The sequence below is a fragment of the Streptomyces erythrochromogenes genome (genome assembly GCF_040684695.1).
In the GTDB taxonomy this organism is placed as follows: Bacteria; Actinomycetota; Actinomycetes; order Streptomycetales; family Streptomycetaceae; genus Streptomyces; species Streptomyces erythrochromogenes_C.
The window spans coordinates 26930-52755 of the sequence record NZ_JBFBGM010000014.1 but is presented as its reverse complement, the minus strand read 5'-3'; the positions used below and the strand labels follow the sequence as shown (position 1 = coordinate 52755).

The window sequence follows — 25826 nt, the reverse complement described above, 5'->3', positions numbered from 1 at the left end:
ACTCGGTACGCTGAGCCGATTTTCGAATACTTTCAGCCACTAGGTCAGGGGGGCCGGTGCGCAGTCGCCGACTCGTTGTCTCAGCTGCCGCTCTCGCGGTCGGCATAGGTCTCGTACCGGGCACGGCGCAGGCCGCCGGTCCTGCGACGCCCGGGGTTTCCGCACCGCCCCCGGAAGGCACTCCTGACGCCGCTCCCGATGCCACCGCCGACGAGTCGGCCGCCGCCGAGTCCGGATCCTTCCGCAGTCCGGGCGAACGCACGGTCCGTACGGCCCTGCCCTCCGGCACCGCGAAGGGCGGCTCGGCACAGGCCTCCGCCAGTGCCTCGAAGCTCGAACTCGGCATGTGGGCCGACATCAGGACCGCGCGCAGCGTGTCCTTCGGCGTCAACCTCTACAACGGCGAGCCCGTCCCCCACGAGGTCACCATCGCCTGGGGCGACGGCACGACGCACCAGGCCACCGTCACCGGCGGCGACATCCTGCGCGATGTCAGGCACACCTACTCCCGGCCCGGTGACTACACCATCTCCGTGACGGCGACGGACACCGTGAACCACGTCCAGGCGGTCAACCAGCTCCAGTTCTCCACCGCCGGCTCCTTCTTCGTGCCGCACGCCCCCACCCGGCTGCTCGACACCCGGGCCGGCATCGGCGCGGCGAAGGCCAAGGTCGCCGCCTACACGCCGGTCAGGCTGAAGATCGCGGGCAGCGCGAAGGTACCGGCCGGGGTCGCCGCGGTGGTCCTCAACGTCACCGTCACCAACACCACCGCCGCCGGCCACGTCAGCGTGTACCCCTCGGGCAGGGAACGGCCCGAGAGCTCGAACCTGAACTACGCCACCGGCCAGACCGTCCCGAACCAGGTGATCGTCCCGGTCGGCAAGGACGGGTACATCGAGCTGTACAACGGCGGCTGGAAGGCCGTGGACCTGCTCGCGGACGTGACCGGCTACTTCGACCGGGCGGCCGACGACGGCTACACCTCGCTGAACCCGGCCCGCTTCGTCGACACCCGCGAAGGCCTCGGCACGGCGCGGGGCCAGGTCGCCGGGCAGGGCACCTTCGGGGTCCAGATCACCGGCAGGAGCGGCATCCCGGCCGGTGCCACGGCCGTGGCGCTCAACGTGACCGTCACCAACCCCCGGGAGGCGGGCCACCTGACGGTCTTCCCGAGCGGTCAGGCGGCCCCGTCCACCTCCAGCCTGAACTTCACCGCCGGCCAGACGGTCGCCAACTCGGTCATCGTCCCCGTCGGCGCCGACGGGAAGATCAACATCCGCAACGGCGCCTGGGCCGGAACGGACGTCATCGTCGACGTCGTCGGCTACTACGGCGCCGGCAGCAAGGCGGCCTTCACCAGCACGACCCCCGGCATCTGGAAGGGCGCGCCGTGGCGGCTGATGGACTCGCGGCGACTGCCGGCCGGCAGCTGGCCCTGCCTCGCCGGCGGGTACTTCCCCATGAACCTGGACTCCATGAACCGCGGTGACCTCCCCATCGAGGCCTACGTCCTGAACGTCACCGTCGCCGCCACGACCGGAGCGGGCCACCTCTCGGTCGCCCCCGACCCGTATTCGATGGACGCGTACCGCAACGGTCGCCCGGTCCCGCCGCCCCGCCCCACCAGCTCCGCGCTGAACTGGACGGCGGGCAAGGACGTCTCCAACCTGGTCCAGGCGAAGCCCGGCCCGCACGAGATCGTCGACCTGTGGAACCAGAGCAGCCGCGAGGTCCACTACATCGTCGACTGGTTCGGCGAGTACGACGCCTACTGACCGGGACGCCCCCGGGCCCCCGGGCCCGGCCCGGGGGCGCGACGCCGCGCGCGACGTCGATCAGAACCTTGTCGCCGCCGGGTCAGCCCCGGCCCAGGATCCCGATGTCGGAGAAGAACCGGTACCGGTTCGGGGCGTCCGGGAGGAACCAGTGGAAGCCCTCCTCCAGGAAGACGGCCACCATGCTCACGACGATGACCGCGCCCAGGAACCAGAGCGCGAACAGCCCCGCCGTCCGCAGCAGCCCTGGCGCGGTCGCCGGAACGCCGTGCTCCGCCGTCGTGTGCGCCGTGGCCAGGGCGATGCCGACGACGACCACCGACACCTGGAAGAGGATCAGCGCCCACACGTACAGGTGCAGGCCGAACACCTCGCCCCCGTACCCCTTGGCACCCGGCAGGATGTGCAGCGTCGTCTGCCGCCAGGACGCGAACGAGCCGCCCATGAGCGCGACCAGCGCCAGGCCCCAGCCCGTCATGTAGTGGCGGCCCGTGACCGAGCCGCGCAGCAGGGCCGTACGGATGATGTACGCCGCTCCCAGCGCCGCCAGCAGCATGAACATCCGCTGCACCACGCAGAGCCGGCACGGGAACTCCCGCGCCCCGAACTCGTGGACGAGGCTCGCGCCCACCACGCCCGCCCAGCCGATGGCGAAGAAGCAGGCGAACCAGTACTGGACCTTGCCCGGCTGGGTGGCCTCGGGCGTGCTCGCCGGGACGAGGCTCTCGATCGTCGCCATCGTCACCAGCTCAGCGTCAGGGCCAGGCTGCCGGTGATGTGGCGTGCCATCAGCAGGGTGACGGCGATGAGCATGACCCACCACGCCCCGAGCACGAGCATCCGGGACGTCTCCCGGTACATGGCGATCAGCGTGGCGAGGAGCCCGCCGAAGATGAGGGTGTCCATGCCGCGGACCGTACCCAGACCAGGACATCCTGCCTGCTAGGCGCGCCCCCGGTCACGGCGTGGCGCGCCCCCGGTTACGTCGGTTGCCGCGTCGGCCGCGGCCGGGCCGCCCCCCGCCCGGGCCGCCCGTGCTCCGGCCGTCCAGGCCGATCCACACGCGGACCTCGGTGCCGCCGAGCACCGAACGCCCCAGCCGCACGTCCCCGCCGGTCGACTCCGCGACCCGGCGCACGATGTCCAGGCCGAGGCCCGTGGACCCGTCCCGGCCGCCGTCGTTGCCGCGGCGCAGGGCGGCGTCCGGGTCGGCGATGCCGGGGCCCGCGTCCGAGACGAGCACGATCACCGCGTCGCCGGCGTCGTGGACGTCCACCGCGAAGGGGGTGCCCTCGGGGGTGTGCCGGAAGACGTTGCCGAGCATGGCGTCGAGGGCGGCGGCGAGTTCGGGCCGCGCCACGGGGATGCGTACCGTACGGTCCACGCCCGCGAGCCGCACCTCGCGGCCCTCGTCCTCCGCGAGCGCCGACCAGAAGTCCATCCGGTCGCGGATCACCTCGGAGGCGTCGCAGCCCGCGCCCGCCCCGGTCATGCCGGTGGCCGGGCGCTGCTCCCGGGCCGTGCGGATGATCGTGTCGACCTCGCGCTCCAGCTGCTCCACCGCAGCCCGGGTCTGTTCGGCGGCCGGGCCGTCCCCGAGCGAGGCGGTGTTGAGCCGGAGCACCGTCAGCGGGGTGCGCAGCCGGTGCGAGAGGTCGGCGGCCAGTTCCCGCTCGTTGGCCAAGAGCTCGACCACCTGGTCCGCCATCGCGTTGAAGGCGAGGGCCGCGGAGCGCAGCTCCTTCGGGCCGGCCTCCGGCACGCGCGCCCCGAGCCGCCCCTCGCCCAGCTGGTGGGCGGCGTCCGCGAGCCGTTCGGCGGGCCGGACCAGCCGGGCGCCGAGCCGGTCGGCGACCGCGACCGAGCCCACGATCAGCGCCAGTCCGACGCCCGCCAGCACCAGCCAGGCGGTCGCGACACCATTGCTGACCTCGCTCTCCGGTACGAAGACCTCCACCACGGCGATGTCCCCGGACCCGAGCGCGGTGGGCTGGAGCAGCGCCGAGCCGCCGCCGGACAGCTTGGCCGTCGTGGCCCGCCCCATCCGCCGGGTCTCGGCGATGGCGCGTTCCCCGGCGCGGCCCTGGCCGATGCTGACCGGCGGGCTGTCGCCGATCGCGGGGACGTGGACGGCCATCCGCCGGGCGGCGCCCATCTGCGTGGACTCCACCGCCTTGCTCAGCTGCGTCGGGTCGGTGGTGATCGACAGCGTCGGCCCGATGGTGGCGGCCTGCCGCTCGGCGTTGGAGAAGGCGCGGTCGCTGGCCATCTCCTGGACGACGAGCCCGAGGGGTACGGCGAAGGCCACGACGACCATGGCCGTGACCGCGAGGCACACCTTGACCAGGGCCCATCTCATCGCGGCATCACTGCGCCCGCCGCAGCCACCGCAGCCCCTGTGGTCACCGCGGTCACTGTGGTGGCTCCAGCTTCACGCCGACACCGCGCAGGGTGTGCAGGTACCGGGGCCGGGCGGCGGTCTCGCCGAGTTTGCGGCGCAGCCAGGACAGGTGGACGTCGATGGTCTGGTCGTCGCCGTACGACTGCTGCCAGACCTCGGCGAGCAGCTCGCGCCGGGCCACGACCACCCCGGGCCGCCCGGCGAGGAAGGCCAGCAGGTCGAACTCCCGGCGCGTGAGGTCCAGTACCGCCCCGTCGAGCTCCGCCTGGCGGCGCAGCGGGTCGATGGCGAGGCCCCCGACCCGCAGGACGCGCGAGGGCGGTTCGGCGCCGGCGGCGGCCCGGGCGCGGCGCAGCACGGCGGCCATCCGGGCGGAGAGGTGCTCGACGGAGAAGGGTTTGGTCAGGTAGTCGTCGGCGCCGTCGTTGAGCAGCCGGACGATCTCAGCCTCGTCGTCGCGCGCGGTGGCGATGATCACGGGCACGTCGGTGATGCCGCGCAGCATCTTGAGCGCCTCCGACCCGTCCAGGTCGGGCAGGCCGAGGTCGAGGATGACCACGTCGAAGCGGTGGTGCGCGACCTCGCGCAGGGCCTCCAGGGCCGTGCCGACGCTGCGCACGGTGTGCGAGGCCTCGGTCAGGTGCCGGATGAGGGCGGAACGTACGAACTGGTCGTCCTCGACCACGAGCACACTTGCCATGGGCCGCACGGTAGTCCATCCGGGCGACTGCACGGGGTGTCGGGCCACTCTTGTGACGCGTGGTGCAGTATGTGCCCTGATGCGAAGAGGACTTGTGCATGCCATGGCGTGGATGCTCGCGACCGGGGCGGCGGTGACGCTGTGCTGGTGGGGTGTCCATACCGTCATGTCGGGCACGGCCTACGACCGGCCGCTCGCGGTGCCGCTGACCGGGCAGCCGCTGTCCTCCTCGACGCAGCGCGCGCAGCCCCAGGGGTCCCCGTCGCCGACCCCGTCCGCCCCGACCTCCCAGTCGCCCGGCCCGACGGCGTCGCCGACGGCCGGCGCCTCCGCCGACAAGCCGGCGCCGAAGCCCTCCGCCTCACCGGACGGCCGGCAGCAGGCGGGCGGCCAGGACGCGGGGAAGGTGCAGGCCTATCCGGTCTCCGGCGGCCGGGTCACCTTCTCCCTGGGCGCCTCCTCGGCCGAGCTGGTCTCGGCGACCCCGGCGGCGGGCTGGCGGATGCAGGTGTGGAAGCAGGACTTCTGGATCCGGGTCACCTTCACCCGGGATGGCCGCGAGGTGTCGGTCTTCTGCACCTGGCACGACCATCCGCCGCTGGTGGAGATCGTCGACCCCTGAGGCTGCGCGGGCGGACGCCGTGCAGGGCCGCACCCCCGTGGGTCCCGGCCCTGCACGGATCACGCCCGGTCTCAGAACTTCGGCGCGAGCTCCGACCCGAAGGTGTAGGTCCCCGAGAGGCGCAGCTCATTGGTGTCCGCCAGGGTGGCGGTGGCCGAGCCGGGCTTGGACAGCCAGGAGTGCTGGTTGTAGTACCCGTTGTGCGGGGTGATGCAGTCGCTCCAGGTGTACCAGCCGGCCGCTATGAAGATGTCGCGGTTGGGGACGCGGGCGCCGCCGAGGATCTGGGACCACTTGTAGTCGCCGGTCGCCAGGTAGATGTCCCTGGTCACACAGGCGCTCTGCATGGCCTCCGTCGGGAAGGCGGACAGGGTCACCGAGCGCGTGTTGTACGCCGTGGCGGCCGCCTCCGCGGGTGCTCCGGCGAGGGCGAGAATGGCGGTGGCGGAAGCCGCCGTCGCGGCAATCTTGGCAAGCTTGTTCATGGCAGGAATGGCTCCTTTTTGCGGTGAATCGGCCTCACTGATCGACTTCACGCTATCCAGTTGACGGGAAGCGGATCTACGTAAAACCTGGAGCCACCTTGATAAGCGTGAGTTATCAATGAGCGGGGGGCTCCGAGGTGGAACTGCGGGACGTAGAGGTCTTTCTGGCGCTGGCGGACGAGCTCCATTTCGGGCGGACGGCCGAGCGGCTGCACATCTCCCAGGCCCGGGTCAGCCAGGTCGTCAAGAAGCTGGAACGGGCCACCGGTGCGGCCCTGTTCGAGCGCACCACGCGCACCGTGCACCTCACGCCGATCGGCCGCCGCCTGCGCGACGACCTCTCGCACGCGCGGGACCTTTTCCAGGACGCGCTCGTGCGGGCCAACTGCTCGGCCCAGGGGGTGGGCGGGGCATTGCGGCTGGGAGTGCCCGGAGCCATGGGGCATGAAATTCGGCCTTTGATCGAGGAATTCCGGTCACGCCATCCGGGCGGTGAAGTCCAATTGCTGGAGTCCCGCCTTTCCGACCCTTTCGGCCCTCTCCGCGCCGGCCAGGTGGACGCCCAGGTCCTGTGGCTGCCGGTCCAGGAACCGGATCTGGTCGTCGGCCCGGTGGTTCTGACCGAAGGGCGGGTGCTCGCCGTGCCGGCCGGATCCGACATGGCCCGCCTGGACTCCGTCACCTGGGACCAGCTCGACGGCCACCCGGTCGCCGACATCGGCAGCATGGCGCCGCCCTACTGGGGGGAGGCGCTGGCGCCGCGGCGGACACCGGGCGGACGCCTCATCAAGCGGGGTCCGGCCGCCTGCACCATCCAGGAGGTGCTGGCCCTGGTCGCGGACGGAAAGGCCGTCGGCCCGCTGCACCAGCACTCCACCCGGTACTTCTCCCACCCGGGCATCACCTACGTGCCGCTCCGCGAGGCCCCGAGCACCCAGTGGGCCCTGGTGTGGTCCAGCACCACCTACCGGAGCGGGGTCGTGCGCGCCTTCGCCCGGGTGGCGGAGGAACTCGTCGGCCCTTCGGCTTGACGGCCGGAAGGAGGGCCTACCGGAAGACGGAGGGCGGCGGCTGGGGCGAGGCCACCGCGGAGGCGTCGGCCACCGGGGCCGCGCCGCCCGCGAAGTCCGCGAGGGCCCGGCCGTGCTCGACCCGGCCCGGATGCGGGTCGCTCGCGACCCGGCGGGTGAATTCCGCGACGGGCAGTTCCCGGTCGGCCGCCACCAGCACGGCATTGCCGAAACGTTTCCCCCGCCACACCACCGGGTCCGCGGCCAGCGCCAGCTCCGTGAACCGGGACGCCGCCGTCGCGATCTGGCCGCGCAGGTGGGTCAGCGGCGGCCCGTCCGCGAGGTTCGCCACGTACCACCCGGTGGGCGCCAGGGCCCGGCGTACGTCGTCCAGGAACTCGGTGCTCGTCAGGTGCGCCGGGGTGCGCGCCCCGCTGAACACGTCCGCGATCACCAGGTCCGCCCAGCCGTCCGGCACCTTCGCCAGGCCGGCCCGCGCGTCCACCGCCCGGACCCGGATCCGCGCCTGCGGGTCCAGCGGCAGGTGCTCCCGTACGAAGGCCACCAGGGCGGCGTCGATCTCCACGACCTGCTGCGTGGAGCGGGGGCGGGACGCCGCGGTGTAGCGGGCGAGGGTGAAGGCGCCGCCGCCCAGGTGCACCACGTTCAGGGACTGGCGGGCGGGTGCGGCGAGATCGATGAGGTGGCCGATCCGCCGCTGGTAGGAGAAGTCCAGGTACGCCGGATCGTCGAGGTCGACGTGCGACTGCGGGGCGCCGTCGATCAGCAGGGTCCAGGCGCCGGGGCGCTCGCGGTCCGGCTCCAGCTCCGCCCGGCCGCCGTCCACCTGCCCGGCGACCGCCTCCGCGCCGCCCCGACCGCGCTGCCTGCCCTTGTTCCTGTCCTTGCCTGCCACCACCCCATTGTGCGGGGCGGCCGGCCGGGAGGAGTCAGCGGCAGTTGTCCGCGGCCTCGATCAGCCGGGCCGCCTCGCCCAGCGCCGCGCGCAGCACCTCGGGGTCGGTGACCGGCCCGACCGCCTCCGGCGGGAGCAGCCAGCCCGTGGCCCCCGCGGTGGGGGAGACGGCGTCGCCGAAGCGCATCCCGCGCCCGTCGGACTGCGTGCACGCGCTGCCCGGCAGGTCCCAGGCGTCGGCGGTGCCGGGCGGGACGAGGAAACCGAGGGTGCCGCCGGACCCGTCGTGCAGGACGGGTCCCACCGGGCCGGACCGGCCGGCGGAGCGGCGGATGATGTCGACCGCCTCCAGGCCCTGCCGCGCGGGCACGGTCACCAGGTCCAGATCCAGGTCCGGGGCCGTGCCGGGTCCGGACGCGGTGTTCGTTGCAGTGCTCTCCATGCCGGCCTCCACCAAGGGGAACCCCTCCTCGATCCGTATCCGCATGGGTTCAACGCACGGGAACGTCAACGGGTGACGCACCAAAGACGCCGCAAAGGATGGCAGTTCATGGCGGATCACGGGTGAGATATCCGTTTTGTAGCTAAACATCGCGTGAACACCCCCTCGCTGGCGGTACGTTCATGCGCGCCGGGCCCAACTGCACCAGCCACCGCACCGGCGCTGGGTTCCTTGCCAGAGAGGTCACGTCCATGGCGGCGTTCCCCCACTCACCCAACTCCACGTTCCGGCGGCTGCGCGGGCAGCACTCCCCCGCCGAGTTCGCGGCCCTGGTACGACGGGCGGCGAAGGAAATCGGAGAAACGGTTTCCTGCGACGCGCGCTACATCGGCCGGGTCGAGTCCGGCGAGATCCGCTGCCCCAACTACGCCTACGAGCGGGTCTTCCTCCATATGTTCCCCGGCCGCACCCTGGCCGACCTGGGCTTCTCCCCCCGCGAGAGCGTCCGCGGGCGCGCCGCGCAGCGCGGCCCTCAGCCCGCGGCCCTCCCCGTCCCCCGTTCCCCTTCCAGTGCCAAGGAGAGCGACGTGCTGCGTCGCGCGTTCATGGCGGGCGGCTCCGCGACCGTGGCGGCCGCGACGCTCGGCCTCACCCTGCTCGGCGACAACCGCCGGCTGCCCTCGCGTGCCGGCGAGTCCGAGGCCGCCGCCGTCGAGGACGCCGTACGCCGGATCCGGCTGCTGGACGACCGGCACGGCGCGGACGCCCTGTACCGCAAGGCGTCCGAACCCCTGCGCACCGCCTACGCCCTGCTCGACGCCGGGGCGACGCGGCAGTCCACCGAGGACAGGCTGCACTCGGGCGCCGGTGAACTGGCCGTCTCGGTCGGCTGGCTGGCCCACGACTCCGGACGCTTCGACGACGCCCGCTCGCACTACGCGGAGGCACTGGCCACGGCCCGGGTGGCGCGGGACGCGGGCCTGGAGGCGCACGCCTTCAGCAACATGTCCTTCCTGGCCCGCGACACCGGCCGGGCCCGCGAGGCGGTACGCGCGGCCCAGGCGGGCCGGCGCGCCGCCTCCGCGCTCGGCTCGCCCCGGCTGCTGTCGCTGCTGGCGCTGCGGGAGGCGGGCGGCTGGGCCGGGCTGGAGGACCGCAAGGCCTGCGAGGAATCGCTGGCGCGGGCGCACCGGGAGTTCTCCAGGGGAGCGGCGGAGGCCGACCCGGAGTGGATGTCCTTCTTCGGGGAGGCGGAGCTGGAGTCGCTGGAGGCGCGGTGCTGGTCGGCGCTCGGGGAACACGCCCGCGCGGCCCGGCACGCGCGGCGGGCGGCCGACCTCCAGGATCCGCACTTCGCCCGGAACGTGGCCCTCTACACCGCCGAGCTGGCCGGTGACCTGGCGCGGGCCGACGCCCCCGACGAGGCCGCGTGGGCGGGCGGCCGGGTACTCGACCTCTTGGGCGAGGTGCAGTCGACGCGGGTCCGGTCGATGCTCGCGGAGACGGCCGCGACCCTGGTCCCCCACCAGCGCTCGCCCCGCGTGGACGCGTTCCTGACCCGCCACGCCTCTATCTGAGGCTCGGCTCCGGCCACTGCCCTGGGGCTCCGCCCCGGACCCCGCGCCTCAATCGCCGGCGAGGCTGAATGGGGCCGGGTTTCCCCGGGGCGGGATGCGAGGGGTGGGGCGGTGCCCCGCCGGAGTGTCTCCTCGGCTCGGCGCCTGCGGGGTGTCGCGGCCAGGCGGCCGTGGTCGCGCGCTCGTCCTGCGGGGACACTCCGCCGTGTCCCCACCCCACGCCAGCGCTTTGCCCGGACAGGACCATGCCTCCGGGAACCGGGCTCGCGCTGCTGGAGTGGGGACGGTGAGGGGTGTCCCCGCAGGACGAGCGCGCAACCACCCTGCACAGCCGAGAAGTGGCCGCACGCGCCGAGCCGAGGAGACACCCCTCGGCGGCACCGCGACCCACCCGCACCGCGCCCGAATCCCGCCCCGCATCCCGCGAGGGAACCCGCACCGAGCCCCGATCCCGCCCGACTGCTACCCCCGCGGAGCGCAAAGGCAGAGCCAGGGGCACCCCGGTCCGCCGAAGCCAGCGCTACGCGTCCAGGTGGCCCGTGTCGTTCCAGCGTTCCAGTGCCGGCGCGCCGTACGCCCAGCCCAGGACCGACAGGGACGTCGGTTCCAGGCGGATCCGGGCGCCGAAGGAGGCTTCGAAGCCCAGCCAGCGCGCGGCCAGGGTGCGCAGGATGTGCCCGTGGGCGAAGACGAGCACGTCCCGCTCCGCCGAGCGCGCCCACGCCACCACCTCGTCGGCGCGCGCCGAGACGTCGGCGACGGACTCGCCGCCCGGGACCCCGTCGCGCCAGATCAGCCAGCCCGGCCGGACCGCCTGGATCTCGGCCGGGGTCATGCCCTCGTAGTCGCCGTAGTCCCACTCCAGCAGCGCGTCCCACGGTTCGGCCCGGGCGCCGAAGCCCGCCAGGTCGCAGCTCTCGCTCGCGCGCAGCAGCGGGCTGGTGCGCACCTCCAGGCCGGGCAGGCCCCGCCACGGGTCGCGGGCCAGGCGTTCGCCGAGCAGTTTCGCGCCCTGCCTGCCCTCCTCCAGCAGCGGCACGTCCGTGCGTCCGGTGTGCTTGCCGAGCTGGGACCACGCCGTCTGGCCGTGACGGGCCAGCAGGATGCGGGGGGCCATGCGAATCTCCCGATCGGTGCGAGATTGTGCGTTTTTACGATGGTTTCCTCGTGCGTCCATCATCCATCACGCCCCCGCCCGGCCCTCCCACCGGCCCGTTTCCCCGCTCCGCACACGATTGTCAGTGGCGGATGGGACACTTCCGCGGGTGAGCTCTTACCCGCCCAGCAGTCCCGCGCAGCCGACCACGCTGCGGCAGCGGCTCGCCGGCCTGCGAGGCCCCGCCGTGCCGCCCCGCCCGCTCGACGCGCGGGCACTCGCGGCCCTCGCCGCCAACCCCGGCTGCGGCAGACGCGCACTGCTCGACGGTGCCGGTGTGGACAAGAACGCCCTCGCCACGGCCCTCGGCTCGCCCGCCGCCTTCGGCCAGTCGCAGTTCGCCATCGTCCGCGGGAACTCCTTCGAGGCGAAGGTCAAGGGCGACGGCGGGGCCGAACTGCTGCGGCTGGTGCACGCACACCTCGACACGGCCGCCGAGCCGCCCGGTTCCGGCGCGCTCGTCCCCGACCTGACGGCCGCCGGGCCCGAGGGCCGCGCCGCCCGGACGGCCCTCGCCCTGCGCGAGGCCACGTCGGCGAAGGACTGGACCCTGCTCGACCACCCGATGCTGGCCCTGGAGGTGGCCGGCACCCCGGCGTACCTGGAGCCGGACGCCGTCGTCGTGCACCCCGACGGCCGCTGGACCGTGGTGGAGATCAAGTCGTTCCCCATGATCGACGCGGCCGCGGACGCGGCGAAGGTGGGCGCGGCGGCCCGCCAGGCCGCCGTCTACGTACTGGCCCTGGAGCGGATCGCCGGGAAGGTGGCCGGCGCCGAGGTCGGGCACACCGTGCTGCTGGTCTGCCCCAAGGACTTCTCCAACCTGCCGACCGCCGCCTCCGTCGACGTCCGCCGCGAGCGCGCGGTGACCCGCCGCCAGCTGGACCGGCTGACCCGGGTCGAGGAGCTGGCCGCCGCACTGCCGGAGGGGCTCAGCTTCGACCCGGAGCGGACCGCCGAGGAGCTGGCCGAGGCGGTGTCCGCGGTGGACGCCGCCTACGCGCCCGAGTGCCTGGCCGCCTGCGAGCTGGCCTTCCACTGCCGGGAGAAGGCCCGCGCGGCCGACGAGGTGACGGCACTGGGCCGGTCCGTACGGGGCGAGCTGGGCGCGCTGACCACCGTCGAGCAGGCCCTCGCGGCCGCCGCCGGCGGCGGCTGCGCCGACGACCCCACGGCCGCCGCCCTGCACCGCGCGGCGCTGCTGCGCGCCGAGGCGCTGGAGCCGGCCGCCGCCCTTCCCCGTCCGCACGTCCCGGAGTCCCCCGAATGCCCCTGCTGAGCACCCTGGCCCGGCTGGAGGCCGTCCGCGCCGGCCGCGCCCAGCCGCTCGCGACGGTGCGCCACCGCCACCTGAGCGACAAGCCGCTGGTCTTCGTGCCGCTGACCACGGCCGGTGAGGCCGGAGCCCCGCTGGGCGCGATGGTCGGCACCGATCCGAACGAGCCGCGGGTCTTCGTGATACCCCAGCCCCGCGACCGGGACCTGCGCTGGGCGTTCCTGGCCGACCTCGCGGTCCACGTGCTGGCGCACATCGACGCGTACGCCGACGAGGTGGAGCCGGCCGAGCGCAGCGAGACCGACCCGGAGACGGGCAAGCGGGTCAAGGTGGAGACCGAGCTGTGCGTGGACGCCCCGCAGCTGATCGTGCCGAGCCGGGCGGGCATCGAGTACGTGCGGCTGCTGGGCCGGTCGATGCGCTTCCGGCGTACGGCGGAGGAGGATCCGGACAATCCGTATCCGACGCCGTCGCGGGTGCCGCTGCTGGGCCGCTGGTTCACCCACCTCGGCGAGCGGGCGCGGGTGCCCGGGTCCTCGATGCTGCTGTCGGCGACGGACCTGCTGTCCCGGCACTGGGCGACGGGCCAGAGCAATCTGGAGGACCAGCACCTGGGCGCGCTCATGGCCTGGATCGACCCGCCGGCGGGCGGGTCGGGGGCCGAGGCGGCCCTGCGTGCGGAGGTGGGCCGTGACGGGCACGGCCAGTTGCTGTGCCCGCCGGCCGGTCCCGCGACCGATCCGGCGTTCGACAACAAGCTGTTGGCTCCTGCCATCTCCCGCTACGACGCCGCGCGCGCGGCCCTGGCGGCCGGGCCCGGGGACGACGACCGCGAGGTGCGCGCGGCCGAGCGGGCGGTGCGCCGGCTGGTCGTGGACCAGATGTCGAACACCTGGTGGGCGACGTGGGAGGCGATCGGCCTGGTGCGCGGGCTGCCGCCGGGCGAGCGGGCGGAGGAGCGCTGGACGCGCGACCGCTGGTCGTACACCGGTCACCGGGACCGGGTGCGGGCGGGCGAGCCGCCGCAGCCGCGCCGCGACGACGCGGTGACGGCGGCGCAGAAGCTGGCCACGCGGGAGACGGAGCAGGTGCGCCTGGACGCGCAGGAGGCGCTGGACGACCCGCTGGTCATGGCGGGCCGGCGGCTGGCGGGCGAGGCCTTCGCGGGCGAGGTCACCGAGGTGGTGATGGAGTGGACGGAGTCGAAGCGGCCCAGTCCGCGGCCGCTGGTGACGGTGTCCACGCGGGACCGGCCGCAGCTCGCGGACGGCGGCGCCCCGAAGGTGTACCGCTCGCTGGACGGGCGGCCGCAGAGCGCGCAGTTCGTCCGTTTCGAGGAGGACGGGCGGGTGGTGCTGCGGCTCCTCGACAAGATGGGCCGCGGCCGGGACCCGGAGCCGGGTTCCGTGCCCGAGGAGGGCGACCGCGTGTGCTGGACGCTCTTCGAGCACGACGCGCGCGGCGGCCCGAAGCTCCCGGACCCGGAGCAGACGCCGTGGACCCATGGCGGCCCGCCGGGGTCCGGGTCCGCCGTCCACCTTCCCGACGCCGTCACCGACGAGGACATCCTGTGACCCCTGTGTCCGCGCCCGCCGCCTTCGACCCGGGTGCCGCGGCCGCCCGGGCGACCGCCGCGATCCTGCACGACACCCTGCACGGGACCGAGCGGGGCGTGGTCGTCGATTCCCCGCCGGGGGCCGGCAAGTCCACGCTCGTCGTCCGCGCGGCCCGGGAGCTGGCCGCGGCGGGGCGCCGGCTGATGGTGGTGGCGCAGACGAACGCGCAGGTCGACGATCTGGTGCTGCGGCTGGCCGAGAAGGACCCGGAGCTGAAGGTGGGCCGGCTGCACAGCAGCGAGGGGGATTCCTACGATCCTGCGCTGCGGGAGCTGCCGTCGGTGACCCTCTCGGCCAAGCCGGCCGACCTCGCGGAGCTGCCGATCACCATCTCCACGGCGGCGAAGTGGGCGTTCGTCAAGGACGTGGAGCCGTGGCAGCACGCCATCGTCGACGAGGCGTACCAGATGCGCTCCGACGCGCTGCTGGCCGTGGCCGGGCTGTTCGAGCGGGCGCTGTTCGTGGGCGACCCGGGGCAGCTGGACCCCTTCAGCGTGGTCGGCGCCGAGCAGTGGGCCGGGCTGTCCTACGACCCGTCGGCGTCGGCGGTGAGCACGCTGCTCGCGCACAACCCGCAGCTGCCGCAGCACCGGCTGCCGGTGTCCTGGCGGCTCCCGGCGACGGCGGCGCCGCTGGTCTCGCGTGCGTTCTACCCGTACACGCAGTTCCGCAGCGGTACGGGGCCGGGCGACCGGAAGCTCTCGTACGGGGTGCCCTCGGACGGGTCGGGTCCGGACCGGGTGCTGGACGAGGCCGCCGAGGCGGGCTGGGGCCTGCTGGAGCTGCCGGCGCGGCACACGCCGCGCACCGACCCGGAGGCGGTCGGCGCGGTGGCCCTGGTGGTGCGCCGGGCCCTGGACCGCGGTGCGGTGACCTCCGACGAGCGGTCCCCGGGCCCGGTGGCGCTGACGGCCGACCGGATCGCGGTCGGCACGGCCCACCGCGACCAGGCGGCCGCGGTGCGGGCGGCGCTGGCCTCGCTCGGGGTCTCGGGGGTCACGGTGGACACGGCGAACCGGCTGCAGGGCCGCGAGTACGACCTCACGGTGGTGCTGCACCCGCTGTCGGGGCGCCCGGACGCGACGGCCTTCCACCTGGAGACGGGACGGCTGTGCGTGCTGGCCTCCCGGCACCGGCACGCCTGCGTGGTGGTGGCCCGGGCGGGCATAGCGGAGCTGCTGGACGACCATCCGTCGACGGAGCCGGTGCAGCTGGGCGTGACGGTGAAGTTCCCGGACGGCTGGGAGGCGAACCACTCGGTCCTGGCGCACCTGGCGGAGCACCGGGTGTCCTGGCGGCCGTAGGGCCGTAGAGGCGTCGGCGCGGCTCAGTCCCGGCCCTTGCGGGGGGCGGCGAACCGGTGGCGCAGCACCTCGCCGATCTCGGCCAGGGCCCGGAGCTGCTCCGGGGTCAGGACGTCCACGAGGTGGCGGCGCACCGATGCGACGTGGAACGGGGCGGCGTCCGTGATCGCGGCCACCCCGGTCCCGGTGAGGACCACCTCGGCGCCCCGGCCGTCGGTCGCGACGTCCTCGCGGCGGACGATGCCGCGCTGTTCCATGCGCGTGAGCTGGTGGGACAGCCGGCTGCGGGACCACTGCATCAGCTCGGCGAGCGCGCTGATGCGCATGCGGTGGCCGTCCGTGGAGCCGAGGACGGACAGCACGTCGTAGTCGGCTTCGGAGAGTCCGCTGTCCTGGCTGAGGTCGCGTGCGATCTCGGCGTTGACCAGCGGGAACATCCGGCGCCACGCGTACCAGGCGTCCTGCTCGGCCTCGGTGAGCCAGCGGGGCTCGGATGCGGGGGTCATGCGTTCCACTTTAGCCAGATCGGTGACACATCATCTACCTTGTTGACACGTCACTCACATAACGCTTTGATAGATGACACATCAACAACCGCACCGACCGGGAGCCGCTTCCATGACCCGCCTGCACGTCGTCTCCGCCGCCACCCGCCCCACCTCCTCCGGCCGCCCGCTCGCCCGGTGGGTCGCCGGCCAGGCCCGCGACCACGGCGCCTTCGAGGTCACCCCCGTCGACCTCGCCGAGATCGCGCTGCCCTTCCTGGACGAGCCCGAATACGCCTCCACCGGGAACTACGCCCACCAGCACACCCGCGACTGGAGCGCCCTGGTCGACTCCGCCGACGCCTTCCTCTTCGTCCTGCCGATGTACAACGGCGGCTTCACCGCCCCCTTCAAGAACGCCATCGACTTCCTCTACGACGAGTGGAAGGGCAAGCCGGTCGGCATCGTCAGCTACAGCGCCGGCCCCACCGGCGGCGCCCCCGCCGCCGAGATGCTGCTCCCGATCCTGACCCGTCTCGGCATGCTGCCCGCCGAGCACTCCGTCGCGATCCCGGGCATCCCGAAGCTGATCGGCGCCGAGGGCTTCGAGGCCCCCGAGACCCTCGCGGACGAGCTGGCCGCCGTCCTGGCCGACGTGGCCGAGCTGGCGGCGAAGCGCGAGGCGGAGCTCGCGGCGGAGGCCGTGGTCACCGTCTGAGCGGCCCCCGGCCGGGTGGTTTTCGCACGCCGCGCCGCTGACGGCCGATCACCTGAGCGACTCCCCCGCCACCCGGTCCACCCGTCTGCTCGCGCGCCCCACCGGCCGTACAGGTGTTCCCACCCGTCGGGGCGCGCTCTTGCGGGGCGTTGGACAATGGACGGTGGCCCGGAAGGATTTCGCACGCAGCAGCAGGAGGACAGGGATGGCAGAGCCCGAGCGGACCGAGCGACGGCTGCGGCCGGCGCCGCTGCTCTTCGAACCCTCGGAGGCCGTGGCCGATCCGGAGCACTTCTTCGACCTGGAATCGATCGAGGACCCGCGGGAGCTGCTGGCCCGTGCGACCGAGCTGACGCTGGCCTTCCGGGCGGCGCAGGAGCGGGCGGTGGAGTTCCAGGCCCTGGCCGCGGCGCAGCTGGCGGACCCGCGGCGCTTCGACCGGCTCACCGCCGGGGCCATCGCCGAGCAGGCGGAGTGGACCGAGGACTACGCCCTCAAGATGATCGAGTTCGGCGAGACCCTCCAGCGCGGCCGCGCCGACCTGGCGTGACAACCGACTGTCATATGCGGGGGCAATGTACTCCCGACCTACCCGCCCTGTCCCGATTTTCGGTAACTCCGAGGGTTCGGATCGCTACGGCGGGTAGACCTTGGCATATGACGACGCTGACGACGGCCCACGGATGCACCGCCCTCCACGCGCCCGGCGAGCGCACGCGCACCGCGCCCGCCGCGCACGTCACCCCGCAGGGGGCCGCCTGGCTCGCCTCGGCCTGCGCGAACCCCCGCCGCACCCTCGCGCTGTGGGAGGCCCGGCCCGAACTGCCGGCGACACTGCCCTGCGGGAACGCCTTCGACGTCGTCAACGTCCCGCTGGTCCTCGGGCGGCGCGTCCTGGACCTGCTCCGGGCCGAGGGCCCCGGCTCCGGCCCGGTCGCCGTGCACCGCGGCCGGATGCTGCTCTTCGCCGCCCCCGGGGCCGCCCACCGGCTGCCCGCCCTGTTGGCGTGGGAGGAGTGGGGTGCCTCCCGCGGCACCCCGGCGCCCCTGTGCCACGGCCGCGGCGACGCCGTCACCGTGCCGCCGCTGGCGGCGGGCCCCGGGCCGTCGCGGTGGCTCGTGGCCCCCGACGCCCGGGAGCCCTGGCTCCCCGGGGCCGAGGCCCTGCTCTGGGCCTTCGTACGGGCGGCCCGCACCGCCGCACCGACGGGACCTGGGGATATCGATTTTTCGTTCCGCCGATCCTCCTGCTAATGTCTTCCTCGTCAGCAAGCGCCGCTAGCTCAGTTGGTTAGAGCAGCTGACTCTTAATCAGCGGGTCCGGGGTTCGAGTCCCTGGCGGCGCACAGACGGAAGAAGGCCCCCCACGCGAGTGGGGGGCCTTCTTCGTGTGCCGTCACAGCGTCACGCCATCAGGTCGTCACGTCGTGATCTTCACCGTGTACGCGCCGGACCGGGTCCGGTCGGCCACCTCGATGGTGATCCGCTCCCCCGGCACCGTGAACGTCTCGCCCACCTCCAGCGGCGCGTCCGCCAGCGGCGGGTACACCGACCGGTCCCAGCAGGCCTCCGTCCCCGGGTGCGCGTCCATCACCTCGATGGGTCCGCCGCCCGAGGCCGCCTCGTTGCGCACCCGGTAGACGAGGACCCCTTCGGTGCAGGTGTCGCCGTCGTTGCCGGACGAGCCCCGCGCCTCGACGGCGATCGCGCTGCCGGGCCCGGTACGGACGACCGCGAGCCGGGTCCCGCCCGTGCCGCCGCTCGGCGGGGCCTGCCCCAGCGGCTGCAGGGTGTGCAGGGACGAGCCCGACTGGACGCAGTCCACCTGGGAGGCGTCCAGCCAGCCGAGCTTCCACTTGTGCCAGGCGAAGAGGTCGGGGGACATCCCGAACTGGCTGCCCATGACGTCCCAGTCCCCGACGTAGGTGTCCCAGTCGCCCTTGCCGTCCGTGGGCCGGTGGTAGAGGTCGGGCAGGTCGAAGACGTGCCCGGTCTCGTGGGCCAGCACGTTGCGGTCCGGCGGGTGGCGCTCGAAGACGGTGACGATCCGCCGCAGTTCCGTGCCGTCCGCGACGATCGGGCGGTCGAAGTTCACGACCTTCGTGGCGTCGGAGTCCACCCCGGGCGCGTCCGGGTCGGCGACGAAGTAGACGATGTCGTACTTGCCGAAGTCCACCTGCGCGTCGGCGGCGGCGACCGCGTCGCGCAGGTAGGCGGCCCGGTCGCCGGGGGCCCAGTCGCGCTTTATCCCGTACGCGGTGGACGGCCGGGGCATCCGGATCCACTGCTTCTGCGGGTGCGGGACCAGGCGGAACCGCCCGTACGAGGCCTGCTCGAAGAAGTCGCTGGTGGCGGGGAAGTAGTCGCGGGTGAGCAGTTCGGGCGTCAGGGTGCCCTCGTGGTCGGGGAAGGAGAGGAAGACCATCACCGCGTCGAGGGTGCGTTCGGGCTTGGGGTAGGCGCCGTTCCAGGTGTCCAGGCCCAGGGAGTGGTGCGCCCCCGTGCGGGTCAGCGCGCAGGGCCCGGCGCCCGGGTCGGCCACCGCGGGACCCGCGACGAGCGACATGGCGGCGAGCGCCGTCAGGGAAGTGAGTGCCGCGGCGGTACTTCGGACGCGAGAGCGGTCCACTCCCCCGGGTGTCTGCTGTCGCGTCACATCGACCTCCGGTGGTGGATTGATACCTGTTTAGCCACCTTGAGGCGATTGTCTTACTAATGCCCAGTTCCAGTGCCCCGCACGAGTGAGGGGTGGGGCAAGCCGGTGACCCCCGAAGTTCACGGGGGTGCCTACAGAACGTCACGACCGATCACCTGAGATCAACAGGACCCCCGTCCCGCTCATTGCCGCGCAGAAACGATCACGCGATCTTGGTCCGCCGATCCGTCATCACGCCGAACTCCCGCGTCTCAACCGGTGACGCCGCTGGATAGGGCCTCCCGGCAGCCTCTATGATCGGCACACTTTCCTGCACGGACACTCACGAACACTGCGGGGCCAACGGTGAGCGGAACCTCAGAAGGAACCGGTTCGGCGGCCGACGGCATCCGATCCGCCATTACGGAGCGTCACCCTGCGGTGCCGTCAGTGCCGTCGGCACCGGCAGCGCCGTCGGTGTCCCATCGCGCCGCGTCCGAGCTGCGCGACTACCGGGCCGCCTTCAACGCGGCGCACCTCCCCATGGCCGTCGTCGACCGCGAGGGCTACGTGGTGACGGCCAATCAGGCCTTCGCCGGCCTGCTGGGCAGCGAACCCCACGCGCTAGTCCACCGCTGCGCCGCCGATCTGGTGGACCTGGCCGCGGAGGCCCGGACCTGGGCCGCCTACCAGGAGGTCCTGCGCGGCCGGCAGGCACGGCTGCGCTGCACCCGCCGCCTCAAGCACCCCGACGGGCACTCGCTGTGGACCGAGGTCACCCTGGGGCCGGTACCGGGCACCGGGAACGTCCTGCTGTCCGTCTCCGACATCAGCGACCGGCGCGACCTCCAGGCCCGGCTGCGGCACCTGCAGATGCACGACCCGGTCACGCGCCTGCCCAACCGGGCACTGTTCTTCGAGCGGCTCTCCGCCGCCCTGGAGGCGTCCTCGTACGAGCACGGCGGGGGCACCGGCCGGATCGGCCTGTGCTACCTCGACCTGGACGGCTTCAAGGCCGTCAACGACACCCTCGGCCACCGCGTCGGCGACCGGCTGCTGACGGCCGTCGCCTCCCGGCTGACCCAGTGCGCCGACCAGTCCGGCTACGGGCGCACCGGCGGGCACCTGGTCGCACGCCTCGGCGGCGACGAGTTCGCCCTGCTCGTCGAGGACTCCACCGGCACCGAGCAGCTCGCGGACCTGGCGCGCAGCGTCCTGGCCGCCGTGCAGGAGCCCTTCGACCTGGCCGGGCAGCGGCTGTCGGTGTCCGCGTCCATCGGCGTGGTGGAGCGGGCCACGGACGGCACCTCGGCGACCGGGCTGATGCAGGCCGCCGACACGACCCTGTACTGGGCCAAGGCCGACGGCAAGGCCCGCTGGACCCTCTTCGACCCGGAGCGCAACGCCCACCGCATGACCCGGCAGGCGCTGTCCTCCACGCTGCGGCCGGCCGTGGAGCGGGGCGAGTTCGCCCTGGAGTACCAGCCGCTGGTGGATCTGGAGAGCGGTGCGCTGCGCGGTGTCGAGGCCCTGGTGCGCTGGCGGCACCCGCAGTTCGGCACGCTGACGCCGAATCGGTTCATCGGTATCGCCGAGGAGGACGGGTCGATCGTCCAGCTCGGGCAGTGGGTCCTGCGGACCGCGTGCCGGCAGGCGCGCCGCTGGCAGATCGAACAGCCCAGCGACACCCCGGTCTTCGTGTCGGTCAACGTCGCCGTGCGCCAGGTGTGGGACTCGGACCTGGTCGGCGACGTCGCGGAGATCCTCGCCGAGACGGGGCTGGCGCCGCAGCTGCTCCAGCTGGAGCTGACCGAGTCGGCGGTGATGGGCTCCGCCGGAAGGCCGCTGCAGGCCCTCCAGGCGCTGAGCGACATGGGCGTCCGCATCGCCATCGACGACTTCGGCACCGGCTACTCGAACCTGGCCTACCTCAGCCGGCTGCCGGTCTCGGTGCTGAAGCTGGACGGCTCCTTCGTCCGGGGCTTCCGCTACGACGAGGGCGCGCACCCCAACCCGGCCGACGAGACCATCGTCGAGGCCCTGGTCCAGCTCGCGCACCGGCTGGGCCTCACGGTGACCGCGGAATGCGTGGAGACGGCCGGTCAGGCGGCCCGGCTCCGCCGCGTCGGCTGCGACACGGGCCAGGGCTGGCTGTACTCGCGGGCCGTCGCCCCGGACGTGATCGCCCGCATGATCGGCCGCCGCGTGGAGGCGGCGGCCCCCTCCCAGCCCGACGAACCGGCCCAGCACCCGCTGGTCTGACGGGCCGTGTGACCGACCCGCTCCGAACGTGCCGGAAGGCCGGACCGTCCGAGGGCGGTCCGGCCTTCCGGTGTGCGGACGTGCGGGTCAGCCGCTGATGGCCTTGTCGTAGCGCAGGGCCACGTAGCCGGAGGCGGCGTGGCCGGCGATGCGGCCGTCGCTGCCGCCGCTCAGGTAGTCCTGGCCGCGCATCATGTCGTCGTTCGGGTTGGACTCGTGGATGTAGGAGAACTTCCCGGCGCCCTTGTCGATCCACTTCTCGAAGAGCACCACGTGCCCGTCCGAGGTGTTCAGCGCGTCGCCGGGCTGCAGGTCGGACTTGGAGATGGTGGTGCTGACGCTCGGCAGGCTGGCGGTGGTGTAGCTGGTGGAGGCGTGCCAGGCCATGGAGATGAAGCCCGAGCAGTCGGTGCGGTAGGTGTGGTCGCCGTCCGGGTCGGAGGCGTACGCGCTCTGGCTGTAGGGGATGTCCCGGCCGAGCCAGTTCAGGGCGCGGCTCATGATCTCGCTGCGGGCGATCTGGCCGCCCTTGGTGGAGGGGGTGGGGGTCGGCGGGGCCGGCGGGCGGTAGGTGCAGTCGCCCGCGAACGCGGACAGCAGCGTCTGGGTCCAGCCGCTCGCGTCGACCGGGTCGCCGGGGTGGTAGGCGATGTCGTCGCCCTTGCCGTCGGTGGGGTCGGCGTCGTGGTACCAGTACATACCGCCGTTCGTCCGGCCGTAGTAGAGGCCGCCGCCGGGCGAGACCAGGCTGTCGACCGCCGACCAGCCGCTGCCCTTGAGCTCCGAGCTCTCCCAGTCCCCGACGCCGTTGATCTGGTACGACAGCAGCCGCCCGTCGGCGGTGCTGGCGACGAGGACGTCGTCGCCGGCCGCGGCGAGGGTCTTCAGGACGAAGCCCTCGTCGATGACGACGTGCTTGGCGATGTGGGCGGGCCCGGCGGGCTTGGCCTGGGAGACGTTGTACCGGTGGAGCTGGCCGCCGACGGTGCCGTAGAGGTGGCCCGCGCCGTCGTAGGTCATCTTGTCGAAGGTCCAGCCGCTGTCCCAGATCTTCGTGACGCCCGCCAGGGTGAGGGCGTTGCCGTTGGTCTGGATGTCCACGCGGTACAGCTCGCCGGCCGTCGAGGTCACCAGGACGGTGTTGAAGTTGAGGGTGGCCATCGCCTTGGGCGTGAAGCCGAGGTCCGCGCCGATCAGCGTCTTCACGCGGTCCCCGGTGTTCGGGGATATCGCCGTGTAGGTGAGGCGGCCGTCCGGGAGGGTGCCGTAGACGGACACGTCGCCGCCGCAGATGGCGGCGGCCTGGGCGGGCGCCGAGGTCACGGTGACCAGGCCGAGGGTGGTGGCGCCGACGGCGAGGGTCGCGGCGAGGCGGCGCTTGAGGGACGTCGAGAGCATGGGTGTCTCCGGTTTTCGGGCAGCCCTGACGTACGCGCGTCGGGCCGGGGAGGTCGAGAAGTGGAGGGGGTACGGGCGCGGGCGCGGGAAGGGGCCGCGGCTCAGTACCAGTTGTTGTTCTGGAAGTGGGTCCAGGCGCCGCAGGGCGTGCCGTACCGGCCGTCGATGTAGGACAGGCCCCACTTGATCTGCGTGACGGGGTTGGTGCGCCAGTCGTCGCCGAAGGCGTCCATCTTGGAGCCGGGCAGGGCCTGCGGGATGCCGTAGGCGGTGGAGTTGGGGTTGTCGGCCCAGTAGCGCCAGCCGCTCTCCTTGTCCCAGAGCTGCTCCAGGCAGTTCCACTGGGCGGAGCTGTTCCAGGCGCCGCCGTCGTGCTTGTCCATCAGGTCGCGTCCGGCCGCCTTCACCGCGGGGATGTCCCGGCCGTCGAGGGGGTCCGCGGTGGTGGTGCAGCTGAAGGTCGCCGGCTGGGCGGAGAGCAACTGCTGCGTCCAGCCGCCGGTGTTGACGGGCGTCTCGTTGTGGTGGGCGATGTCGGCGCCGGAGCCGTCGGCCGGGTTGGCGTCCTTGTACCAGTACATGGCGCCGGTGGTGGCGATCCGGCCGTAGTAGAGGCCGCCGCCGGGCGAGACGACCTGGTCGAAGGCGGACCAGCCCGAGGTCTTGAGGTCGTCGCGGTCCCAGCCGCCATCGCTGTTGATCTTGTACGAGTAGAGGGCGCCGGCCGCGGTGGTGGCCAGGAGCCGGTCGTCCCCGGCGGCGGTGAGGGTCTTCAGGGCGAAGCCGCTGCCGATCTCCTTGCGCCGGCCGATGTGCGCCGAGCCGGTCGGCTTGGGCTGCGAGACCAGGTACTGGATCAGCAGTCCCCCGGCCGTCCCGTAGAGGTGGCCGTGCCCGTCGTAGGTGAGCTTGTCGTGGGTCCAGCCGCTGTCGAAGAGCTTGACGGGCGGGCGTTCCAGGACGAGGGAGGTGTTGTTGGTGAGTACGTCGAGGCGGTAGAGGGCGCCGGCCGTGGACGTGACGAGGATCGTGTTGAAGTTCAGGGTGGCCATCGCCCTGGGCTCGAAGCCCAGGTGGGCGCCGACCAGCACCTTCTTCAGGTCGCCGGTGGCGGGCGTGATGGTGCTGAAGGTGAGCCGGCCGTCGGGGAGGACGCCGTAGAGGGAGGCGGTCCCGCTGCAGGTGGTCGCGGCGGTCGCCGCAGGGGCGGCGGCGACGGCCGCGGCGGTGAGCAGCCCGGCTCCGAGGGCGCCGGACAGGGCGGCGACCGAGGCCTTGCGGGCGGCCCGGCGGAGGGTGGTGGTCACGGTGTTCCTTCGTGGGGGCGTCGGGGACGCGGTTCGGCGGTGCGGTAGCCGTGGGCGCGCAGGGGGGCTCGGGCGCCGTCGAGGAGCGCGCGGGCCTGGTCCAGCGCGGCGGTCTCGGAGACGGCCCGCAGGAAGAGGTAGAGGTCGACGCCTTGGCCGGCCGGTTTGGCCCGTACGTGTTCGAGCCCGTGGGCGGCCTCGGCGTGGGCCCAGATCAGGTCGGAGAGGAGCGCGAGCCCGCCGGGGCGGTCGGGGTCCTGGTGCGGGCCCGAGAGGGCGGCCCGGACGATGCGCACGCCGGCTAGTCCCAGTTGATGCTGGCGTCGGCGTCCGCCGGGGGCGCGTCCCGGTTGATGCCGGCGCTGACGTGGGCGGCCTCGGCGGGGGCGGGTGGCGCGGTGGCGGTGACGGCGGCGGCGCAGAGGGCGGCGAGGGCGGCGGCGACAGCGGCGAAGCGGCGGGCGGTGCGGGACATGGTTTTCCCCCGAGGTCAGGTGCTGGGTGGTGGTCCGTCGGTGCGGTGTGCGGTGTGCTGCTGCGCGCTGTCCCGGTACGTCCGTGGGCTCTGGCCTGAGCCGGGGGGCTTCCGCCCCCGCCGTTCCGGTGATCACCATGGTGCTGCGCCCGCGACCCGCGCAGAAGGGTTTCCGGCTGGCACCAAAGGGCCTGGCACCTTGGTGCCAGCTTTCGCCTACGATCACCGCAGACGGCACCCGCGTGGATGCCGAAGTTGCGCTGGGGGGCGGGGACTTGCTGCAGACATTGGGGCTCGGAGCCGAGGTGGAGGCCGTGTACCGGGGGATGCTGGCCGACCCCTCCGGAGGTGTCGCCGAGCTGGCCGCACGCCTCGGCCTCACCGAGACGCAGGTCCGCGAGGGCCTGGACCGGCTGGTCGACCTGGACCTGCTCAGACCGTCCCGGGACAGCCCGGGCGCGCTGCGGGCGGTCCGCCCGGAACTGGGCCTGGAGCTGCTGCTGCGCCGCCAGGAGGAGGAACTGGCGCGGCAGCAGGAGGAACTGGCCCGCAGCAAGGCCGCGGCGGCCCAGGTGGTCTCCGAGTTCGCGGAACTGCGCCCGAACACCGAGGTCGACGGCGCGGAACGCCTGGTGGGCATGGACGCCATCCAGAGCCGGCTGGAGGAACTCGCCCACGGGCTGGAGCGCGAGTGCCTGGCGATCCTGCCGGGCGGCGCCCTGTCCGAAGCCAGCCTGGAGTCCTCCCGGCCGCTCGACGAGCGGGCGCTGGCCCGGGGCATCGAGATGCGGTCCGTCTACCAGGACAGCGCCCGCAACGACCCGGCGACCCTGGCCTACGCCCGCTGGCTCACGGAGCAGGGCGGCCAGGTGCGTACGAGCCCGCTGCTCCCGCCGCGCCTGCTGGTCTTCGACCGGACGGTGGCGGTCGTACCGATCGACCCGGCGAACTCACGGCTGGGCGCGCTGTGCACCAGCGCCCCGGGGATCGTGGCGTCCCTGGTCACCCTGTTCGAGCAGACGTGGCAGGCCGCCGTGCCGCTGGGCGCGGACCGCTGCCGTACGGGCGACTCCCGCCCGAGCGCGGCCGAGCTGGAGCTGCTCAAGCTGCTGGCCTCCGGCCTGACGGACGAGGCCGCGGGCAAGCGGCTCGGGGTGTCGCTGCGGACCGTACGGCGGCAGATGTCCGCGCTGATGGAACGGCTCCACGCCACGAGCCGCTTCGAGGCGGGCCTCAAAGCGGCTCAGCAGGGCTGGCTCTGAG

General features: G+C 73.4%; 25 protein-coding genes, 1 tRNA gene and 1 pseudogene. 13 read left to right on the top strand and 14 right to left on the bottom strand.

Annotated features, from left to right (window positions below; translation table 11 throughout):
- Positions 1-56 precede the first annotated feature (56 nt).
- The gene (locus AB0O53_RS21155; protein WP_365197422.1) at positions 57-1778 is read left to right on the top strand and encodes a PKD domain-containing protein; all 1722 of its coding nucleotides are present in this window, start codon (positions 57-59) and stop codon (positions 1776-1778) included.
- Positions 1779-1860: 82 nt separating this feature from the next.
- On the opposite strand, the gene AB0O53_RS21150 is transcribed toward AB0O53_RS21155, so the two are convergent.
- The 4 genes from AB0O53_RS21150 to AB0O53_RS21135 are packed head-to-tail and all read right to left on the bottom strand — an operon-like array spanning position 1861 to position 4879.
- Positions 1861-2517, bottom strand: a complete 657-nt coding sequence (locus AB0O53_RS21150) for a disulfide bond formation protein B (RefSeq protein WP_350995412.1) — start codon at positions 2515-2517, stop codon at positions 1861-1863.
- A gap of 2 nt (positions 2518-2519) precedes the next feature.
- Positions 2520-2684 (bottom strand): DUF5993 family protein, encoded by a 165-nt coding sequence (locus AB0O53_RS21145; protein WP_350995154.1) that lies wholly within the window; start codon positions 2682-2684, stop codon positions 2520-2522.
- A 52-nt stretch (positions 2685-2736) separates the two neighbouring features.
- Entirely contained in the window at positions 2737-4137 is a 1401-nt protein-coding gene (locus AB0O53_RS21140; RefSeq protein WP_365197418.1) for a sensor histidine kinase, read from the bottom strand.
- Between the two features lie 52 nt (positions 4138-4189).
- Positions 4190-4879, bottom strand: coding sequence for a response regulator transcription factor (locus AB0O53_RS21135; protein WP_030655573.1), 690 nt, complete (start codon positions 4877-4879; stop codon positions 4190-4192).
- Between the two features lie 79 nt (positions 4880-4958).
- Between AB0O53_RS21135 and AB0O53_RS21130 the strand changes: the two genes are divergently transcribed.
- Positions 4959-5501, top strand: a complete 543-nt coding sequence (locus AB0O53_RS21130; RefSeq protein ID WP_350995150.1) for a superantigen-like protein SSL4 — start codon at positions 4959-4961, stop codon at positions 5499-5501.
- Between the two features lie 71 nt (positions 5502-5572).
- Here AB0O53_RS21130 and AB0O53_RS21125 read toward each other — a convergent pair whose 3' ends face one another.
- Positions 5573-5986 carry a hypothetical protein gene (locus AB0O53_RS21125; RefSeq protein ID WP_365197414.1) on the bottom strand — a complete coding sequence of 138 codons (414 nt, stop codon included), beginning with the start codon at positions 5984-5986 and terminating at the stop codon, positions 5573-5575.
- 137 nt (positions 5987-6123) lie between these two features.
- On the opposite strand from AB0O53_RS21125, the gene AB0O53_RS21120 reads away from it, so the two are divergent.
- A complete protein-coding gene (locus AB0O53_RS21120) occupies positions 6124-7017 on the top strand; it encodes a LysR family transcriptional regulator (RefSeq protein WP_350995146.1) in 894 nt (297 codons plus the stop codon).
- 16 nt (positions 7018-7033) lie between these two features.
- On the opposite strand, the gene AB0O53_RS21115 is transcribed toward AB0O53_RS21120, so the two are convergent.
- Entirely contained in the window at positions 7034-7912 is an 879-nt protein-coding gene (locus AB0O53_RS21115; RefSeq protein ID WP_350995144.1) for a spermidine synthase, read from the bottom strand.
- A gap of 34 nt (positions 7913-7946) precedes the next feature.
- Entirely contained in the window at positions 7947-8354 is a 408-nt protein-coding gene (locus AB0O53_RS21110) for a hypothetical protein (protein WP_350995142.1), read from the bottom strand.
- Between the two features lie 251 nt (positions 8355-8605).
- On the opposite strand from AB0O53_RS21110, the gene AB0O53_RS21105 reads away from it, so the two are divergent.
- Entirely contained in the window at positions 8606-9931 is a 1326-nt protein-coding gene (locus AB0O53_RS21105; protein WP_365197409.1) for an NsdA family TPR-like regulatory protein, read from the top strand.
- Positions 9932-10451: 520 nt separating this feature from the next.
- Here AB0O53_RS21105 and AB0O53_RS21100 read toward each other — a convergent pair.
- Complete coding sequence (locus AB0O53_RS21100) at positions 10452-11048, bottom strand: histidine phosphatase family protein (RefSeq protein ID WP_350995138.1); 597 nt, start codon at positions 11046-11048, stop codon at positions 10452-10454.
- 148 nt (positions 11049-11196) lie between these two features.
- Here AB0O53_RS21100 and AB0O53_RS21095 point away from each other — a divergent pair, with 148 nt between their 5' ends.
- The 3 genes from AB0O53_RS21095 to AB0O53_RS21085 are packed head-to-tail and all read left to right on the top strand — an operon-like array spanning position 11197 to position 15283.
- On the top strand, positions 11197-12366 hold the full coding sequence (locus AB0O53_RS21095; RefSeq protein WP_365197405.1) for a hypothetical protein: 1170 nt from the start codon (positions 11197-11199) through the stop codon (positions 12364-12366).
- Positions 12354-13937 carry a hypothetical protein gene (locus AB0O53_RS21090; RefSeq protein WP_365197402.1) on the top strand — a complete coding sequence of 528 codons (1584 nt, stop codon included), beginning with the start codon at positions 12354-12356 and terminating at the stop codon, positions 13935-13937. Before AB0O53_RS21095 ends, AB0O53_RS21090 begins: the two co-directional genes overlap by 13 nt.
- Positions 13934-15283, top strand: coding sequence for an AAA domain-containing protein (locus AB0O53_RS21085; protein ID WP_365197399.1), 1350 nt, complete (start codon positions 13934-13936; stop codon positions 15281-15283). The genes AB0O53_RS21090 and AB0O53_RS21085 overlap by 4 nt, the downstream gene beginning before the upstream one ends.
- Before the next feature lie 23 nt (positions 15284-15306).
- Here the strand turns inward: AB0O53_RS21085 and AB0O53_RS21080 are convergent, their stop codons facing one another.
- The gene (locus AB0O53_RS21080) at positions 15307-15789 is read right to left on the bottom strand and encodes a MarR family winged helix-turn-helix transcriptional regulator (protein WP_365197396.1); all 483 of its coding nucleotides are present in this window, start codon (positions 15787-15789) and stop codon (positions 15307-15309) included.
- A gap of 112 nt (positions 15790-15901) precedes the next feature.
- On the opposite strand from AB0O53_RS21080, the gene AB0O53_RS21075 reads away from it, so the two are divergent.
- From AB0O53_RS21075 to AB0O53_RS21060, 4 genes and pseudogenes are all read left to right on the top strand, one after another.
- Entirely contained in the window at positions 15902-16486 is a 585-nt protein-coding gene (locus tag AB0O53_RS21075) for an NADPH-dependent FMN reductase (protein WP_365197394.1), read from the top strand.
- A gap of 205 nt (positions 16487-16691) precedes the next feature.
- The gene (locus AB0O53_RS21070) at positions 16692-17036 is read left to right on the top strand and encodes a DUF8844 domain-containing protein (RefSeq protein WP_350995126.1); all 345 of its coding nucleotides are present in this window, start codon (positions 16692-16694) and stop codon (positions 17034-17036) included.
- 107 nt (positions 17037-17143) lie between these two features.
- A pseudogene (locus AB0O53_RS21065) lies at positions 17144-17768 on the top strand (bifunctional DNA primase/polymerase).
- Positions 17759-17832 (top strand) — tRNA-Lys (locus tag AB0O53_RS21060). The pseudogene AB0O53_RS21065 and the gene AB0O53_RS21060 overlap by 10 nt, the downstream one beginning before the upstream one ends.
- A gap of 74 nt (positions 17833-17906) precedes the next feature.
- Here AB0O53_RS21060 and AB0O53_RS21055 read toward each other — a convergent pair.
- Positions 17907-19142 carry a M6 family metalloprotease domain-containing protein gene (locus AB0O53_RS21055; RefSeq protein ID WP_350995124.1) on the bottom strand — a complete coding sequence of 412 codons (1236 nt, stop codon included), beginning with the start codon at positions 19140-19142 and terminating at the stop codon, positions 17907-17909.
- 345 nt (positions 19143-19487) lie between these two features.
- On the opposite strand from AB0O53_RS21055, the gene AB0O53_RS21050 reads away from it, so the two are divergent.
- A complete protein-coding gene (locus AB0O53_RS21050) occupies positions 19488-21383 on the top strand; it encodes a putative bifunctional diguanylate cyclase/phosphodiesterase (RefSeq protein ID WP_350995122.1) in 1896 nt (631 codons plus the stop codon).
- A gap of 87 nt (positions 21384-21470) precedes the next feature.
- Here the strand turns inward: AB0O53_RS21050 and AB0O53_RS21045 are convergent, their stop codons facing one another.
- The 4 genes from AB0O53_RS21045 to AB0O53_RS21030 form a co-directional block, all read right to left on the bottom strand.
- Positions 21471-22781, bottom strand: a complete 1311-nt coding sequence (locus AB0O53_RS21045) for an NlpC/P60 family protein (protein WP_350995121.1) — start codon at positions 22779-22781, stop codon at positions 21471-21473.
- Positions 22782-22882: 101 nt separating this feature from the next.
- Complete coding sequence (locus tag AB0O53_RS21040) at positions 22883-24088, bottom strand: aggregation-promoting factor C-terminal-like domain-containing protein (protein ID WP_350995119.1); 1206 nt, start codon at positions 24086-24088, stop codon at positions 22883-22885.
- A complete protein-coding gene (locus AB0O53_RS21035; protein ID WP_350995117.1) occupies positions 24085-24384 on the bottom strand; it encodes a hypothetical protein in 300 nt (99 codons plus the stop codon). Before AB0O53_RS21035 ends, AB0O53_RS21040 begins: the two co-directional genes overlap by 4 nt.
- A gap of 5 nt (positions 24385-24389) precedes the next feature.
- Positions 24390-24563 carry a hypothetical protein gene (locus tag AB0O53_RS21030; protein WP_365197387.1) on the bottom strand — a complete coding sequence of 58 codons (174 nt, stop codon included), beginning with the start codon at positions 24561-24563 and terminating at the stop codon, positions 24390-24392.
- Positions 24564-24838: 275 nt separating this feature from the next.
- On the opposite strand from AB0O53_RS21030, the gene AB0O53_RS21025 reads away from it, so the two are divergent.
- Positions 24839-25825 (top strand): LuxR C-terminal-related transcriptional regulator, encoded by a 987-nt coding sequence (locus AB0O53_RS21025; RefSeq protein WP_350995113.1) that lies wholly within the window; start codon positions 24839-24841, stop codon positions 25823-25825.
- The last annotated feature ends 1 nt before the right edge of the window (position 25826 follow it).

Bases quoted from the DNA above. Each gene is read 5' to 3' on its own strand.
- AB0O53_RS21150 (WP_350995412.1), bottom strand. From the start codon at position 2,517: ATGGCGACGATCGAGAGCCTCGTCCCGGCGAGCACGCCCGAGGCCACC.
- AB0O53_RS21105 (WP_365197409.1), top strand. From the start codon at position 8,606: ATGGCGGCGTTCCCCCACTCACCCAACTCCACGTTCCGGCGGCTGCGC.
- AB0O53_RS21130 (WP_350995150.1), top strand. From the start codon at position 4,959: ATGCGAAGAGGACTTGTGCATGCCATGGCGTGGATGCTCGCGACCGGG.
- AB0O53_RS21030 (WP_365197387.1), bottom strand. From the start codon at position 24,563: ATGTCCCGCACCGCCCGCCGCTTCGCCGCTGTCGCCGCCGCCCTCGCC.
- AB0O53_RS21070 (WP_350995126.1), top strand. From the start codon at position 16,692: ATGGCAGAGCCCGAGCGGACCGAGCGACGGCTGCGGCCGGCGCCGCTG.
- AB0O53_RS21145 (WP_350995154.1), bottom strand. From the start codon at position 2,684: ATGGACACCCTCATCTTCGGCGGGCTCCTCGCCACGCTGATCGCCATG.
- AB0O53_RS21045 (WP_350995121.1), bottom strand. From the start codon at position 22,781: ATGCTCTCGACGTCCCTCAAGCGCCGCCTCGCCGCGACCCTCGCCGTC.
- AB0O53_RS21080 (WP_365197396.1), bottom strand. From the start codon at position 15,789: ATGACCCCCGCATCCGAGCCCCGCTGGCTCACCGAGGCCGAGCAGGAC.
- AB0O53_RS21140 (WP_365197418.1), bottom strand. From the start codon at position 4,137: ATGAGATGGGCCCTGGTCAAGGTGTGCCTCGCGGTCACGGCCATGGTC.
- AB0O53_RS21125 (WP_365197414.1), bottom strand. From the start codon at position 5,986: ATGAACAAGCTTGCCAAGATTGCCGCGACGGCGGCTTCCGCCACCGCC.
- AB0O53_RS21100 (WP_350995138.1), bottom strand. From the start codon at position 11,048: ATGGCCCCCCGCATCCTGCTGGCCCGTCACGGCCAGACGGCGTGGTCC.
- AB0O53_RS21110 (WP_350995142.1), bottom strand. From the start codon at position 8,354: ATGGAGAGCACTGCAACGAACACCGCGTCCGGACCCGGCACGGCCCCG.
- AB0O53_RS21075 (WP_365197394.1), top strand. From the start codon at position 15,902: ATGACCCGCCTGCACGTCGTCTCCGCCGCCACCCGCCCCACCTCCTCC.
- AB0O53_RS21135 (WP_030655573.1), bottom strand. From the start codon at position 4,879: ATGGCAAGTGTGCTCGTGGTCGAGGACGACCAGTTCGTACGTTCCGCC.
- AB0O53_RS21090 (WP_365197402.1), top strand. From the start codon at position 12,354: ATGCCCCTGCTGAGCACCCTGGCCCGGCTGGAGGCCGTCCGCGCCGGC.